Source organism: Bacteroidota bacterium (genome assembly GCA_018831055.1).
In the GTDB taxonomy this organism is placed as follows: domain Bacteria; phylum Bacteroidota; class Bacteroidia; order Bacteroidales; family B18-G4; genus M55B132.
This window is the reverse complement of sequence record JAHJRE010000212.1, coordinates 1-14,357: the sequence shown is the minus strand read 5'-3', so window position 1 is coordinate 14,357 and position 14,357 is coordinate 1. Positions and strand designations below refer to the sequence as shown.

12 protein-coding genes are annotated in these 14,357 nt (G+C 38.7%); 6 read left to right on the top strand and 6 right to left on the bottom strand.

Annotated elements, in window-relative coordinates; translation table 11 throughout:
- On the bottom strand, positions 1-1,450 hold a 1,450-nt coding region (locus KKA81_14155), incomplete at its 3' end, for a prolyl oligopeptidase family serine peptidase (GenBank protein ID MBU2652068.1).
- A gap of 158 nt (positions 1,451-1,608) precedes the next feature.
- Between KKA81_14155 and KKA81_14150 the strand changes: the two genes are divergently transcribed.
- Positions 1,609-2,505, top strand: a complete 897-nt coding sequence (locus tag KKA81_14150; GenBank protein MBU2652067.1) for a polyphosphate kinase 2 family protein — start codon at positions 1,609-1,611, stop codon at positions 2,503-2,505.
- 102 nt (positions 2,506-2,607) lie between these two features.
- Positions 2,608-4,140 carry a HAMP domain-containing histidine kinase gene (locus KKA81_14145; protein MBU2652066.1) on the top strand — a complete coding sequence of 511 codons (1,533 nt, stop codon included), beginning with the start codon at positions 2,608-2,610 and terminating at the stop codon, positions 4,138-4,140.
- Here the strand turns inward: KKA81_14145 and KKA81_14140 are convergent, their stop codons facing one another.
- Positions 4,141-5,667 (bottom strand): 4Fe-4S dicluster domain-containing protein, encoded by a 1,527-nt coding sequence (locus KKA81_14140; GenBank protein ID MBU2652065.1) that lies wholly within the window; start codon positions 5,665-5,667, stop codon positions 4,141-4,143.
- Between the two features lie 49 nt (positions 5,668-5,716).
- Complete coding sequence (locus KKA81_14135) at positions 5,717-6,640, bottom strand: DUF362 domain-containing protein (protein MBU2652064.1); 924 nt, start codon at positions 6,638-6,640, stop codon at positions 5,717-5,719.
- A 175-nt stretch (positions 6,641-6,815) separates the two neighbouring features.
- On the opposite strand from KKA81_14135, the gene hemW reads away from it, so the two are divergent.
- The gene (hemW, locus tag KKA81_14130; GenBank protein MBU2652063.1) at positions 6,816-7,943 is read left to right on the top strand and encodes a radical SAM family heme chaperone HemW; all 1,128 of its coding nucleotides are present in this window, start codon (positions 6,816-6,818) and stop codon (positions 7,941-7,943) included.
- Between the two features lie 16 nt (positions 7,944-7,959).
- Here hemW and KKA81_14125 read toward each other — a convergent pair whose 3' ends face one another.
- The gene (locus tag KKA81_14125; protein ID MBU2652062.1) at positions 7,960-8,175 is read right to left on the bottom strand and encodes a DUF2892 domain-containing protein; all 216 of its coding nucleotides are present in this window, start codon (positions 8,173-8,175) and stop codon (positions 7,960-7,962) included.
- 165 nt (positions 8,176-8,340) lie between these two features.
- The gene (locus KKA81_14120) at positions 8,341-9,423 is read right to left on the bottom strand and encodes a hypothetical protein (protein MBU2652061.1); all 1,083 of its coding nucleotides are present in this window, start codon (positions 9,421-9,423) and stop codon (positions 8,341-8,343) included.
- Positions 9,424-9,494: 71 nt separating this feature from the next.
- Between KKA81_14120 and KKA81_14115 the strand changes: the two genes are divergently transcribed.
- From KKA81_14115 to KKA81_14105, 3 genes are read left to right on the top strand one after another with little or no spacing between them, the layout of a single operon-like run.
- Positions 9,495-11,030: a GH3 auxin-responsive promoter family protein gene (locus tag KKA81_14115; protein MBU2652060.1), complete on the top strand. Its 1,536-nt coding sequence runs from the start codon at positions 9,495-9,497 to the stop codon at positions 11,028-11,030.
- 11 nt (positions 11,031-11,041) lie between these two features.
- Positions 11,042-11,665, top strand: a complete 624-nt coding sequence (locus KKA81_14110; protein MBU2652059.1) for a LysE family translocator — start codon at positions 11,042-11,044, stop codon at positions 11,663-11,665.
- Positions 11,666-11,667: 2 nt separating this feature from the next.
- Positions 11,668-12,204, top strand: a complete 537-nt coding sequence (locus tag KKA81_14105; protein ID MBU2652058.1) for a DUF308 domain-containing protein — start codon at positions 11,668-11,670, stop codon at positions 12,202-12,204.
- Positions 12,205-12,375: 171 nt separating this feature from the next.
- Here KKA81_14105 and recJ read toward each other — a convergent pair whose 3' ends face one another.
- Entirely contained in the window at positions 12,376-14,121 is a 1,746-nt protein-coding gene (gene recJ, locus KKA81_14100; protein ID MBU2652057.1) for a single-stranded-DNA-specific exonuclease RecJ, read from the bottom strand.
- Positions 14,122-14,357: the final 236 nt, after the last annotated feature.

Here is a 14,357-nt window from a genome sequence, read left to right as displayed (position 1 = left end):
CTGCAATGCCTTTTTCAATCAGCCAGTTCACCCCGTCGGTAATATCATCCTGCATGGTAAGTCCCCATTGTTTGAAGGATGCTTCCCAGAATTTTCTTCCATAACCTGTCGAACCTCTGAAATTCATTTGCAAAACGGCATAACCACGATTGGCCAGAAACTGTATCTCAGGATTGAACCCCCAGTTATCACGTGCCCAGGGACCTCCATGAGGATTAACCACTACCGGTAAATCTTTTGCTGTTTCCATAGTATATCCCTTAGGTAGAGTAAGGTATCCCGGGATTTTCAGACCATCTCTTGCTTCATATTCGATGGGCAGAACCTGAGCCATCTCGTTTTCGTCGAGCCAGGGACTAACATCAGCAATTTTAGAAAGCTGATCGGCATTTTTGTCATAAATGTAATATGCACCCAGGGAACGGTCGCTGTAAGTACGGATTATGAATTTATCTTCTTCCTTGGTCTCATCGGAGATACCAAGCTCATAAGCTCCCAGTTCCTTGTTCAGACGTTCAAACAATAATCGGGTTTCTTCATCAAAGAAATATCTTTCCCTTTTCCAGGAAATATAAGACGCTGAGGTAAGAACTTTTCGTTTTTCGGAATAAAAGACTCCGGAAACATCGTAATCAGTATTTTCATAAAGCACTTCCTTTTCCTGACCATTGGCAATATCAAAAATTACCACGGCTGCTTTATCTCGCCCCAGATTAGAAACCGCATATACATCCTTATTGTCGAACGTGAAAAACATAGGATCAACGCTTTCCTTAAAACTGGTTGTTAATACAGGTTTGAATTCATCCTGCTCGGTTTCGCGATACAGCAACTGTGTGTTGATGCCATCCACAATTGCAGTAGCTGCACGAAGTTTTCCATCATGATCAAATATCCAGCCCATGATGTTACCAGGATTTTCATATAACATAGTTAGTTCCCCGGTCACTATATTCAATCGGTATGGATCAAAAACCTGAGGATTCCTTTTGTTCATTCCGATAATCAATTCTTCAGGAATTTCAGGCAATTCATCAATAATCTGTGCTCTGACGCCTTCAAAATCAGTAAAACAAACCAAATTGCTTCCATCAATATTCACAGCATATAAGCGATAATTCTCATCTCCACCCTGATCTTTTACAAACAGGATCTGGTTATTGTTGGGCCAGAAATACCCCGCAATGTCGCGGTCGGTTTCGCTCGTAAGGCGCTGGGCCGAGTCTTGTCCTATTTCCTGTACAAAAATGTTTAGTCTGTCTTCGTACGGAGCCATAAAGGAGTAATACATGCCATCAGGTGAAATCTGATACGCAGTCTTTTCAGGATTCTTAAAGAAATCTTCTAATGGATACTGTTTGGCTTTCATAACTTTTTCATTGGTACATCCTGCAAAAAACATTGTGAAACTGATCGTTACGATCAGCAGGATGAATAATTGCTTTTTCATTTTTTCGGGGATTTAAGATAATTTTTTGAGAGTTAACTTCGACAAAAGTAAACATTTGCTTTATAAATATACAAATAGGATATTATTTCTTGTTAAAAAAATGCTTAACCTTGTATGAGTCAATATTTCATAATTCTATATTGTATAAATTTTCACTTATGACAGATTATGAATTAATAAGCAGGAAATTAATGTTTCCGGATGATAAAAGCAAATCGCTTTCAGATTTTGATCCTGAATATACAGATCTCTTCGAAGGAAAGAAAGAAGCTAATGAATTATTGAATGACAATTCAAAATTGCTTTCTGAGCTTCAGGAAATCCTTTATGCCTATAACAGGAACTCTATGCTGATTATTTTCCAGGCTATGGATGCTGCAGGAAAGGATGGAACCATAAAACATGTGATGTCTGGGATCAATCCACAGGGATGTATGGTCAAAAGCTTTAAAAAGCCATCGGAAGAAGAACTCGACCATACCTACATGTGGCGGTGCTATAAGGCTCTTCCGGAAAGAGGAACGATTGGGATTTTTAACCGTTCATATTACGAAGAGGTTCTTGTCGCAAGAGTTCATCCTGAAGTGTTGGCCAGCCAGAAACTACCCAAAATGCCTTATGATCCTGAAAACAATCACTCCTTCTGGAAAAACAGGTTCGAAGATATATGCGCATTTGAAAAATACCTTACGGGAAACGGGATGGCTGTGATAAAATTCTTCCTGCATATCAGTAAAGATGAACAAAAAAAACGCTTTTTAAGTCGTATTGAAGAACCTTCCAAACATTGGAAAATTTCCCTGAGCGATTTTCAGGAAAGACAACACTGGGATGAATATATGTATGCTTATGAGCAAATGTTGCTGCATACTTCTACTGAAAATGCTCCCTGGTATGTAATTCCAGCCAATCATAAATGGTTTATGCGTGCCTGTGTCAGTGGAATCATCATTTCTGTCCTTCAGTCACTTAATCTAAAATATCCTGGAATTTCCAGTGATAAGAAAAAGGAAATACTTGAAGCAAAGGAATGGTTGATGCGGGAAGATTCATAAGTTTGAACAATAATACTTACATATACAGACCCGATAACATCTTTAACTGAAAAGTGGAATATACAGGAATTTTGTTCGTTAGGAATTTATAAATCGTTTTTCATGAACATTTATACCAAAAAACGCCGCTGGAAACTGATCCTTTTTTTGGTAGCCCTATTTATCGTGGTGGCTTCTCTTTGGTATACCAATGTTATGGTCAATAAGATTTCCCGTGAAGAACGGATCAACATAGAAATTTGGGCCAATGCAATTCAACGAAAGGCTGATCTGGTAAGCTATACGGAAAAGTTTTTCCAGCAGATACAGACCGAAGAAAGAAAACGCGCTGAAATCCTGGCAGATGCATTTGCAAATATCAAATATGCTGAGGATTCTAAATTTCTCGACTTTTATCTCAAAATCATAACCTATAATACTACCATCCCGGTAATTCTTACCGATAAATATGATAGCATTACCAATGCAAGAAATGTTGATGAGATCAATTTTGATGGGATTTTTAAACTTCAGGGTGATCTTAAAAGAGATTTCTCGCAATATGAACCAATACTTTTAAACTACTATGGTGATGAATATGTCAAGCTTTATTTCAAGGAGAGCAAAATATTTACTGAATTAAGACAGGTTCTCGACGACCTGATCGAGTCTTTTTTCTCGGAGGTCGTAAGAAATGCCGCTTCAGTTCCTGTTATAATTACCGATAGTTCTAAAACCAATGTACTTGAATATGGTAATATTGACCCTAAACAGATCCTCGATACTGCTTTTCTCAGGTCTACCATTCTTAGTATGGAAGCGGAAAATCCCCCGATTGAAATCAGCCTTGCAGGACAGGGTGTAAAGTATATTTTTTATAAAGACTCCCCTCTTCTGATCCGCCTGCGGTATTATCCGTACCTGCAATTTGGAGTCATCGGCCTCTTCCTGATCTTTGCCTATCTTATGTTTGATACTGCCAGAAGATCGGAACAAAACCAGGTTTGGGTGGGAATGTCTCGTGAAACCGCGCATCAGCTTGGTACTCCGCTTTCTTCTGTTATTGCCTGGATGGAATTGCTGGATATCAAAGGCGTAAAAGATGAAAATCTCGATGAAATCCGTAAAGACATTGAACGCCTGCAGAATGTTACGGAAAGATTTTCCAAAATCGGATCGACTCCCAAACTGGAACCTACAAACCTCGTTGGCGTTATTTATGATAGCATAAATTACATCCGGTCCAGAACTTCTTCAAAAGTCCATTTTACTATTAATCTTTCTCCTGATAATGAAATGATTGTCCCCCTGAATTCCAACCTCTTCGGATGGGTTATCGAAAACCTTTGCAAAAATGCCGTAGATGCTATGAGTGGAAGTGGCACAATTAGTATCGACTTTTTACAGGATGAAAAATTCGTTCATATTGACATTAGCGATACCGGCAGAGGAATTCCAAAATCCTTGCATAAAACTATCTTTAACCCAGGATATACCAGCAAAAAAAGAGGGTGGGGATTGGGCCTTTCTCTGTCAAAAAGAATTATTCATAATTATCATAAAGGCAAGATCTTTGTAAAGTCATCCAACATAAATCGATCTGCTTTATCTGAAAAGGGAACAACGTTCAGAATATCACTTCGTAAACGTGTGTAATTAAAAAGGAAAATCTTCGCTTGATTCAACTTCAAGTTTCTCGATTTTTGGTTTCTCAGCTAATACATGGACAGGATTTCCATCTACATAAATTGATTTGGGTGTTGTGGGACATGCATATTCACAGGCGCCGCAACCTATGCAAATTTCCGGTGTAACATAGGGTAGCAGTAATCCCTGTCGCCAGGGTTTCATGTTAACTGCCTTGGTCGGGCAATGCTCCGAACAAGCCCCACAATCCGTATTGTCAGTGTAAACAATACAGTTTTGCTTTATGAACTTCACTATTCCAACTTGTGTCAGTTGCTTAACTTGCTGATTAAGAGGCAAAATTGCTCCGGTTGGGCATGCTTCTCCGCAACGGGTACAATCGAAATTACAGAAACTCGTGCTGTAGTCCATGTGCGGCTGCAATATGCCTTTTAGTCCGTAAGTTAGCCATCCGGGTTGTAATACCTGCGTGGGGCATGCACTTACACAGAGATAACAGGCAGTGCAATTATCGTTAAAGTGTTCAATGCTTAACGATCCGGGGGGAGTAACCGGATAATTCTTTTCAACAGGTACAGGCCCTTTTCCTTTGCCCCGTCGTCGATGTTGTTGAGCAAATAATTTTTCGGATCCTGCAAGCGTTGCCATTAACCCCAATGTTGTCGCAAGAAAACCTCTTCTGCCAGGATTTACAGCTTCCTGAACAGGTAATTCCTTTTTTCGGGATAAGGAAAAACCGTAATGAACTCCATTCTGGTTACAGGAAGTCAGGCAGTTGAAGCATACAATACATCTTGAATGATCTACCTTACGGTTGAATACATCTATACACCCTGTCTTGCACGCAGCCGAACATCTTCCGCAACTTGTGCACAATTCCTGGTCAAGTTTAATCCTGAAAACAGAAACTTTTGAAGGAAGTCCCAGTAATGTCCCAACCGGACAAATCAGATTGCAGTATAATCTAGCATAACGCAAAGTCAACCACAAAAGAAGAATAGTAAATAAAAGCGAAAAGATTAAAGCGCTCAGACTCACTGACCTCAATTCAACAGGGTATACAGAGTAAATATCAAACCAGGATGATAATAGTTTTGAAATTAAATTATTGATTCCAACCAGTATAGGTTTAATAACAGTGACATTGATTTTGCCAAACAAACTATAGGGATCAAGAAAAATTAGTAGAAATGCGGATCCTGTGATTAACACACCTGCTGTGATCACTAAAATCCCATACCTTACCCGGTTATGAGGCTTTAGATAAGCAAAACGCTTTTTACGTGTAAACTTGCGCTTTAAGTAAATAACAACATCCTGGATTATTCCCAACGGGCAAAATACAGAACAGTAAATCCTGCCAAATAAAATCGTTAATACCAACACAAGAATAAAACCCGAAAAGAGCAGGCTTATTGAATCAATAAAACCCAGCATGGAAGGTACAAACTGAATGTAGGTAACGTATCCCACAAATAATGTAGATAAGGAACTGCTTATATCCAGAAAAACAACAAAAGTGAGGATTAGAAAGATCAATGCTATAATTACCCTCAGGGATTTTAAGACTCGGTAAAACATCAGATCAGACTTTTATCCTTTTGATGTTGAGGGTATCAAGGTTCATGTTTCCTAGTCCCATGTCATGGGCGATCTGAATATATGGAATATCGATGGGTTCCATTCCGAACAGTTTTGTGGCAGCCGCATCAATAGCTACTATATCTGTAGAGATCAATTGCGAGTTTAAAAGAACCACATCGTCTTCCGATACCCCTCGTGGACCATTACGCTTCATCACACGGTATGCATCCACAATATTGAGGTCGGGCTTGCGAAACGTAACATAATCAGCAATGCACTGATGCAGGTCGTTGGTGTGCCAGTATCTCCTGTCCCATACGATACCCATAAGATTTTTCATTGCGATGGTAAGCTTTGCCGAACTGTGATGTTTTAAAACCGGAACATTAATAAACACATCCGAATTCTGGATCAGTTCATGTTCCATTGCATTCTTAAGACTCTTTCCCTGGGGGATATCAACATAGCGGTAGTAACTCTCAGTATTCCCCGGAACCATTTTAGCTCCCGTACTTTTTACAGCTTCTTCAATACCGCTGTTTGTGTAACACTTATTCCAGTTGTTGCAGGTGTTGTCAAAAACATAAACTTCTTTGGCTCCTGCCTGAAAACAGTGCTCAATGATTCGTTTCACCAACTGAGGATTGGTATTGGCAGCCCTTTCAGGAGTTGCATCCCATCCGATATTGGGTTTCACCGTAACTTTCTGGCCGGGTTTGACATAACGCTCCATTCCTCCCAGGGCCTTAATCCCTTCATCAAACATTTTTACAGGATCCTCTCCTTTAATGGCAACAAGATCATAAAGTTCAGCAGTATCGTTATCCGATTGTCCTAAAGCTTCACCAATACGCCCGAACATCATCGTTGAGCCTGCTACCAGGGAAGCTCCTGCTCCCTTTTTTAAGAAATCCCTTCTTTTCATATCTGTTATTGTTTTTTCGGTTATTTTCGAATAATATCAAAATACTCTGCTACTCAATTTTTACATTATACCTAATTAAGAAAAATCAACCGTAAATTTACGGGGATTTTGGATAATTATTATCCGGGTTCATTAAGGTCATTTAATTTGGAATGATTATAAATCAAGAGAATACATGGCTGGAATCTATATTCACTATCCTTTTTGCAGGCATAAATGCGCTTATTGTAATTTTTTCTCTGTTGCATCTGCAAAACTGAATATCGGTTTCAACGCTGCATTGAAAGAAGAGATAAAATTTCGAAGTGATTATCTTGGCATAGAAGCCGTAGAGAGTTTGTACTTCGGTGGCGGAACTCCTTCATTGATGCCGCCTTCCGATATCAATGATTTGATACAATGGCTTGAAAAACATTTCACTATCCCGGAATATGCCGAAATAACCCTTGAAGTTAATCCTGAAGATATAAGCATAAATTTTCTTAAGGAGCTTTCAAAAACAAAGATAAACAGAATTAGCGTTGGGGTACAATCCTTCGATGATAATGAACTTGCATACCTGAATCGTAAACATAGTGCTGAAAAGTCTGTAGGTGCTATTATGCGTATTCAGGATGCCGGTTATGAGAATATTTCGGCAGATCTGATTTACGGACTGCCTTTGTCATCAGGGGAGAGTTTGAGGAATAACCTCTACAGGCTAATAGACATGAAAATCCCGCATATTTCTGCTTACGCCCTTACGGTTGAGGAAAAAACCCCTTTGGCTAACTGGATTAAGTCGGGAAAGGTTTTACCTCCACCGGAGGAAAGAATTGTTGAACATTTTCGGATACTCATTGATTTATTGGATGAACATGACTATATCCATTATGAGATTTCAAATTTTGCAAGAAAGGGGTTTTATTCTAAACACAACAGCCTATATTGGCTGGGAGGCCACTATGCGGGTTTTGGCCCTTCTGCCCATTCTTATAATGGCTATTCACGTCAATGGAATGTTAAAAGTGTTTCTGCTTATATCAATTCAAAAGGGAACCCGGCTAACCTTACTGAGGAACAAGAATTTCTCAGCCATAATGAAAAGTATAATGAATATGTTATGACCTCCCTCAGAACAGTCTGGGGATGCGATACGGAACATATAAGAAATGTCTTCGGAAAAGAATTTGAACGATATTTCCTCGAAAGAATTTGTGAATATGTAAATAATAAACTCCTGGTGGAGAATAAGGGCATTTTCGCCTTAACAAAAGAAGGGAAGCTATATGCTGATGGTATAGCTTCCAGTCTTTTTAAATGAATTCTTCTGACTTACTTTACTTTTGCGATTTTTTAACAGAGCAGGTTGATATTCCGAAAACCTTATAAAGTCCGCAAAACCCGGTAATACTTGTAATAAGGAATACAAGAGCCACTATTCCAAGAATGATGGCCAGGGTTCCTGAAATTACGTTGGTGAAATAAAGAATTGCAACAAGAATCACCAGAATCAATCTGAAAATCCTGTCAGTTGTTCCCATATTTGCTTTCATCATGATAAAATTGTTTTAATGATATGATGAAACACGCATGTTGCTGATTTTATTATTGTTGTGTTTGTATTTTGAGCAACATATTTGTTTCGCTTGCGCTTTTTCGAATAAACGTTTTTACAGGTTTATTGTTCAACCAAAGCTATGCATTAGGAGTATAAGGAACTAATGCATAGCTTTGGTTGTTTTCAGAGCAGCATCCAGGATGACAGGGTGATGGTCGGAATGATGAAACGAAAGATCTTGCGTATAAATGTTAAGCAATTCTATATTCGGAGATAACACAAAGAAATCAATGATAGTGCCGGGTGTTACTTCTTTTTTAAAGGGTTGATCCAATTTGCGGTTTGTTGGACAATTTGTGTCATAGGCAATTGTCCATCCCTGAGGCATAAACTCTGTTCCGGGGATTGTCATTACGCAGAATCCAGGGTAGTTAAGAAATACTTCAGAATCAAATCCTGGTGGATTCATATTCCAGTCACCTCCGGCTATTACATAATTGCCTTTGGAATATTCTTCAACCATTTTGGTCCTTAATGCTTCCAGCTGAGCAGTCCTCAAATTGCCGTTATCAAAGGCCGAATTGTGCGTATTGATTATAATGAGTTCATGGCCGTCACTTGTATAGTATTTGTTTACTATATAGCAGCGGTCAGGCATAAAAAGCCCATGAGGCCAGGAAAAATTACCCTCAAAAGAAATCCTGCAGGACTCAAATGGATCTGTAAAAGAAAATATACATAGGCCGGAATGAACATGCCCCATGGGTTTGTTCAGGGGTAACGGTACAAATTTAACCTTGTAATTTATGGCAAAAACATCGCTGTAATTTGGTAATACTTTTCTGAGCCGTTTCATCTGATCATCTTGATAGCTTCTCCTTGCGTTTATATCAACTTCCTGGAAAAGATAGAAATCCACAGGTCCAGTTGCTTTTAAAAAGTCTTTTATCCCCTCAAGGTTCTCCTCGTAGTCAGCTTTTTTTGTGATTACTTTTTTTCCGCCATCATAGAAAAAATCCATTGATTTGCCCAATCCTGCATATCCAATATTCCAGGAAATAAGCCTAAGGGTATCGGATGGGTAAACTTTTTCAACCGTTCCACCATAAATGGGAAGCAAATCTCTTGCAACAGGTTTATAATCGTTAATTTGGATATAGAACAGAAAGGTAATCAGGCCCAAAATAGTAAAAGTAATAATGAAAACAAAGATTATCAATATTTTATAAAACATTCGCTTCATAACAGCAATTGTCTGTTTAAGGTTTATCGTAAAAATGTGTTAATTTTAGCCCATCTAAAGTATAAATAATTATGGCAATTCTGGGTTCTATCATAAAGCAGGCTTATACTCTTAGCAACATTCCAATAGGGAAAAAGCATCGGTTTGAAGGCCATGCTGCACAGGAAAAGGTTCTCAGAAAGCTTTTAAAAAAGGGAGAAATTACCGCTTTTGGAGAGAAATACAAGTTTCACGAGATACTTCGTGAACCTGATATTATTACAGCATTCAGGAAAAGAGTACCTACTCACGATTATCAGTCTATGTTCCAGCAATGGTGGTATCGGGCCCTAAATGGGGAAGGGTTTGTAACCTGGCCTGGACGGGTAAAATATTTCGCTCTTACATCGGGTACCTCTGAAGCGTCAAGTAAACATATTCCTGTAACAGGCGATATGATCCGGGCAATACGAAGAACCAGTATCAGGCAACTGGTTTCCATGGTCAAATACGATTTTCCACTGGATTTTTATGAAAAAGGCTTCCTGATGATTGGCGGAAGCACCCATCTGCAATATAATGGCACTTACTATGAAGGGGATTTGTCAGGTATTTCCGCGGGTAACCTGCCCTTTTGGTTCCAGCACTTTTATAAGCCAGGAAAAAGGATCTCAAGGGAACGTGACTGGGAAACAAAACTGGAAGAAATAATTAAAAATGCTGGAGATTGGGATATTGGGGTTATTGTGGGTGTTCCTGCCTGGATTCAGATTATCTTGGAAAAGATAATTGCTCATTATAAGGTTAATACCATTCATGATATTTGGCCAAACTTATCTGTGTACGTGCACAGTGGAGTGGCTTTTGAGCCTTATGAAAAGAGCTTTGCAAAACTTTTTTCAAAACCTGTAATTTATAACGAATCCTATCTTGCTTCGGAAGGATATATCGCATTTCAAAGCAATCCTTATGTAAGGGCAATGCAATTAGTGCTTGATAATGGACTCTTTTATGAGTTCGTGCCTTTTACTGACGATAACTTTGATGAAGAAGGCAACATGGTTGAAAAACCTCAAACTCTCACCTTAAAAGAAATTGAAGAAGGAAAAGAATATGCATTGTTATTGTCTACCTGTTCAGGTGCCTGGCGATACCTGATAGGAGATACCGTTAAATTTACTTCCAAAAGCCGGCATGAAATTGTTATTACTGGAAGAACCAAGCATTTTTTAAGTATCTGCGGAGAACACCTTTCCCAGGATAATATGAACAGGGCAATAAGTATGCTGCAGGAAGATTTTAATATTGAGATCAGGGAATGGACAGTTACAGGGATAAGGCATGATTCTATGTTTGCCCACAAATGGTATCTTGGAACAGATGATAAGATTGATCCGGATCAGGTGAGACTAAAGATTGATGAATACCTTAAAATACTCAATGATGATTACCGTGTGGAAAGAATCGCCGCAATCAAAGACGTTTTCGTGGAAATACTCCCAGTTGCTGTTTTTTCAAAATGGATGAAAACTCATGGTAAAGAAGGTGGGGCAAATAAATTCCCCAGAGTTTTGAAGAAGAGGCAAATTGAAGAATGGGAAGAATTTATTAAAGAGAATAAACATTAGTAGATAAAACTATGGACCCCGTTTGGGAAGGTGTAATATTGGGAATTACCCTGGCCATTTTTTTTGGATTTGGACCGGCATTGTTTGCTTTGATACAAACCAGCATCCATAGAGGCTTGTGGCCTGGATTTCAGCTTGCGTTCGGGATATTTTTAAGCGATGTAGCACTGGTTGGTCTATGCTTTCTTGGTGCCATACAAATTATTAATAGTCAGGAAAGCCTGTTCGGTATTGTCAGCGGAATAGTACTTATTGTCTTCGGCATTGTAACCTATTCCAGGAAGGTACAGTTATCAAATACAGAGAATAATGATAATACAAGCAAACCCGGTGCTCTTACCTATATCCTTAAAGGTTTTTTTCTGAATATCGCAAATCCGTTCGTATGGATTTTCTGGATGGGTGTTGTCGTTGGTGTTACGGCAAATTATTCAGGCGATGTGCAATCCCTTGTCTTATTTTTTACAGGCACACTTATGACCGTCCTTATAACCGATATGCTTAAATGTTTTGGTTCTTATAAAATAAAACATTATCTTACACGTGGATTTGTCCACTGGATAAACCGCATTGCAGGTATTGGACTTGTGATCTTTGGAATTTACCTGATTTTAAGAACCATAATTGAATTGTAACCATGCTTAAAGAATTTACGAAAAACTGGTGGCTAATGACCCTTAATGGTGTCATAGCATTGATATTTGGTATTTTTGCCATAATACTCCCAAATAGTACTATTATGACAATAGCCAAGTATTTTGGCCTCATTGTCTTGATTGCAGGTGTGATCCTTCTTATCGGGGGTATAATGAATCAAAGAAAGGGAAAACCATCCACTTTACTATTTACGGAAGCAGTAATATCAATCGTTATCGGTTTGATAATCATGATATTTACCAAGCAAACCCTGATGCTATTTGTGATACTTATAGGGATCTGGGCTATTATTCTGGGTATCCTGCAATTAACATTATTTTTTAGTATAAAGGATGAACTGACAGGAAAGACTGGGTTGCTTATTAATGGCCTGATTACTCTTGTATTTGGAATATTGATTTTCTTTAATCCCTTTACTGCAGTGAAAGCATTTACAGTTATTGTAGGGATTGTTGCCTTATTTTTTGGCGCAGTTTTGATTTTTTATTCAATGAAAATCAAAAGCATAAAGGAATAATAAGTGAATAGAGTAAGCATAATAAAAGTTACAGGTTGCAGGATCCAGGTTACAATGTAATAAGTCGTCATTTTAACTGCCAGTTATCCTGCGACCTGCAACCTGTAACATGCAGCCTGCAACCATAGAGAAGGTAACTTGATATTAATCATTCCCGATGCTCATTTATTGTTATTCTGGAAATTTTATATCCTTGATGTTTAGCTGGAGGGTTTTTTTACCGTTCCATTCATTTTCTTCAAGATGGTAGCAGATGCTAAAGGATTTTTCTGTGTGTATTTTTTCCAGTAAATGTCCTTGCTGAAAAGCTATGGCAGGAACAGGATATACAGAAATATCTGGGTGGAAAACTTCAAGTTTCAGATGGTTTTTCCCGACTTTTCTGGCGTTTCCTGTGTCCCTTACTCCATCTGTTTGAAAAATGGGCGCCATGTTACCGGGCCCGAAAGGTGCAAGTTGTTTAAGAATTTTATAAAAGCGGGTATTTATCTCATTTAGTTGGATTACAGTATCAATTTCAATTTCAGGTATTAGCATTTCCTCGTGGGTATGACTCTTTACATATTCCTCAAATTTCTCTTTAAAAGCCGGTAACTTTTCAGGTCTTAAAGAAAGCCCTGCTGCGTATTTATGGCCTCCGAAATGTTCCAGAAGATCACTGCAATAATCAACAGCATCATAAATATCAAAGTCTTTAATAGATCTGGCCGAACCTGTAATAAAACCATTGGATTGGGTGAGAACGATGGTGGGGCGGTAATAATACTCTGTGAGCCTGGATGCTACTATTCCAATTACACCTTTATGCCAATTGGGATTAAAAACCACTGTGCTTTTACAGTTTTTAAGATGCTCATCATTTTGTATGAACTCTAGAGCTTCTTGTGTTGCAGAAAGGTCCAGGCTTTTTCTCTCTATATTAAGGTTGTTGATCTGATCGGCCAGTTGTTCGGCATATTTACGGTTCGATGTGATAAGCAGTTCTACGGAGTTATTAGCATTTTCTATTCTACCGGCAGCATTGATCCTTGGGCCGACAAGAAAAACAATATCGCTGATTGTTATCTCGCGGTTAAACAGGTAAGGCCCTGTGGAAGCTTCTTCACGATCGATTCCACCACAATGTAAAATCGCCTCAAAACCCGGCCTGGGTTTACGATTGATAAGCTTCAACCCATAATAAGCTAAAATCCTGTTTTCACCGGTGATAGGGACAATATCCGCAGCGATGCTAACAACAACCAGATCAAGAAAAGAATCAAGTTTCTCTTTTGGTAATCTGTATTCAATGGAGTAAGCTTGTATTAACTTAAATCCTACCCCGCACCCTGATAACTCCTTGTAGGGATATGAACAATCAGAACGTTTAGGATCCAAAACAGCATATGCATCTGGAATTTCATCACCTGGTCGGTGATGATCGCATATTATAAAATCCAAATTCCTGTCCTTCGCATATTTAATCTTATCAATGGCTTTAATTCCGCAATCAAGGACTATAACAAGACTAAAATTGTTTTCCACCGCATAATCAATGCCTTTATACGAAATCCCGTATCCTTCGGCATAACGATCGGGTATGTAAAAATCCAGATTAGTATAAAATGAGTGGAAAAAAGTATATATAAGTGCTACTGCTGTAGTACCGTCAACATCATAATCTCCGTAAACAAGTATCTTTTCATTGTTGTCTATGGCTTTCCTGATGCGTTGGACAGCCTTGTCCATGTCTTTCATCAGGAAAGGATCATGCAGGTCGTTGAGATCCGGACGGAAATAATCTTTTGCTTCCTTAAAATTATGAATTCCACGTTGAACCAGCAAATTTGCAAGTTGAGGATCAATATTCAGAACTTGGGCCAATTCCCCCACAATGCGCTCGTCTCCAGGTTGCTTTATGACCCATCGTTTTTCCATGTTTCCTATTTATTGGGTAAAGATAATGATAATTTGACAAATTCGCAGTTTATGCAGCTTTCGGCTTATGTATATTAGTTCCGGAAAATCACCAATATACCCCCTCACTTGAAAAAAAATTTCACGAGAATTGGGAAAAATGATCATATGGCTGCAGGTTACAGGTTACAGGTTACAGGTAGTGTGGGTGATGAGTGATGAGTGATGAGTGATGAGTTGTCGCTTGCAACCTGTCG

Excerpts from the sequence above, each read along its gene's own strand:
- KKA81_14120 (MBU2652061.1), bottom strand. The coding sequence starts at position 9,423 with ATGAAGCGAATGTTTTATAAAATATTGATAATCTTTGTTTTCATTATT.
- KKA81_14150 (MBU2652067.1), top strand. The coding sequence starts at position 1,609 with ATGACAGATTATGAATTAATAAGCAGGAAATTAATGTTTCCGGATGAT.
- KKA81_14105 (MBU2652058.1), top strand. The coding sequence starts at position 11,668 with ATGCTTAAAGAATTTACGAAAAACTGGTGGCTAATGACCCTTAATGGT.
- hemW (MBU2652063.1), top strand. The coding sequence starts at position 6,816 with ATGGCTGGAATCTATATTCACTATCCTTTTTGCAGGCATAAATGCGCT.
- KKA81_14145 (MBU2652066.1), top strand. The coding sequence starts at position 2,608 with ATGAACATTTATACCAAAAAACGCCGCTGGAAACTGATCCTTTTTTTG.
- KKA81_14135 (MBU2652064.1), bottom strand. The coding sequence starts at position 6,640 with ATGAAAAGAAGGGATTTCTTAAAAAAGGGAGCAGGAGCTTCCCTGGTA.
- KKA81_14125 (MBU2652062.1), bottom strand. The coding sequence starts at position 8,175 with ATGAAAGCAAATATGGGAACAACTGACAGGATTTTCAGATTGATTCTG.
- KKA81_14110 (MBU2652059.1), top strand. The coding sequence starts at position 11,042 with ATGGACCCCGTTTGGGAAGGTGTAATATTGGGAATTACCCTGGCCATT.
- recJ (MBU2652057.1), bottom strand. The coding sequence starts at position 14,121 with ATGGAAAAACGATGGGTCATAAAGCAACCTGGAGACGAGCGCATTGTG.
- KKA81_14115 (MBU2652060.1), top strand. The coding sequence starts at position 9,495 with ATGGCAATTCTGGGTTCTATCATAAAGCAGGCTTATACTCTTAGCAAC.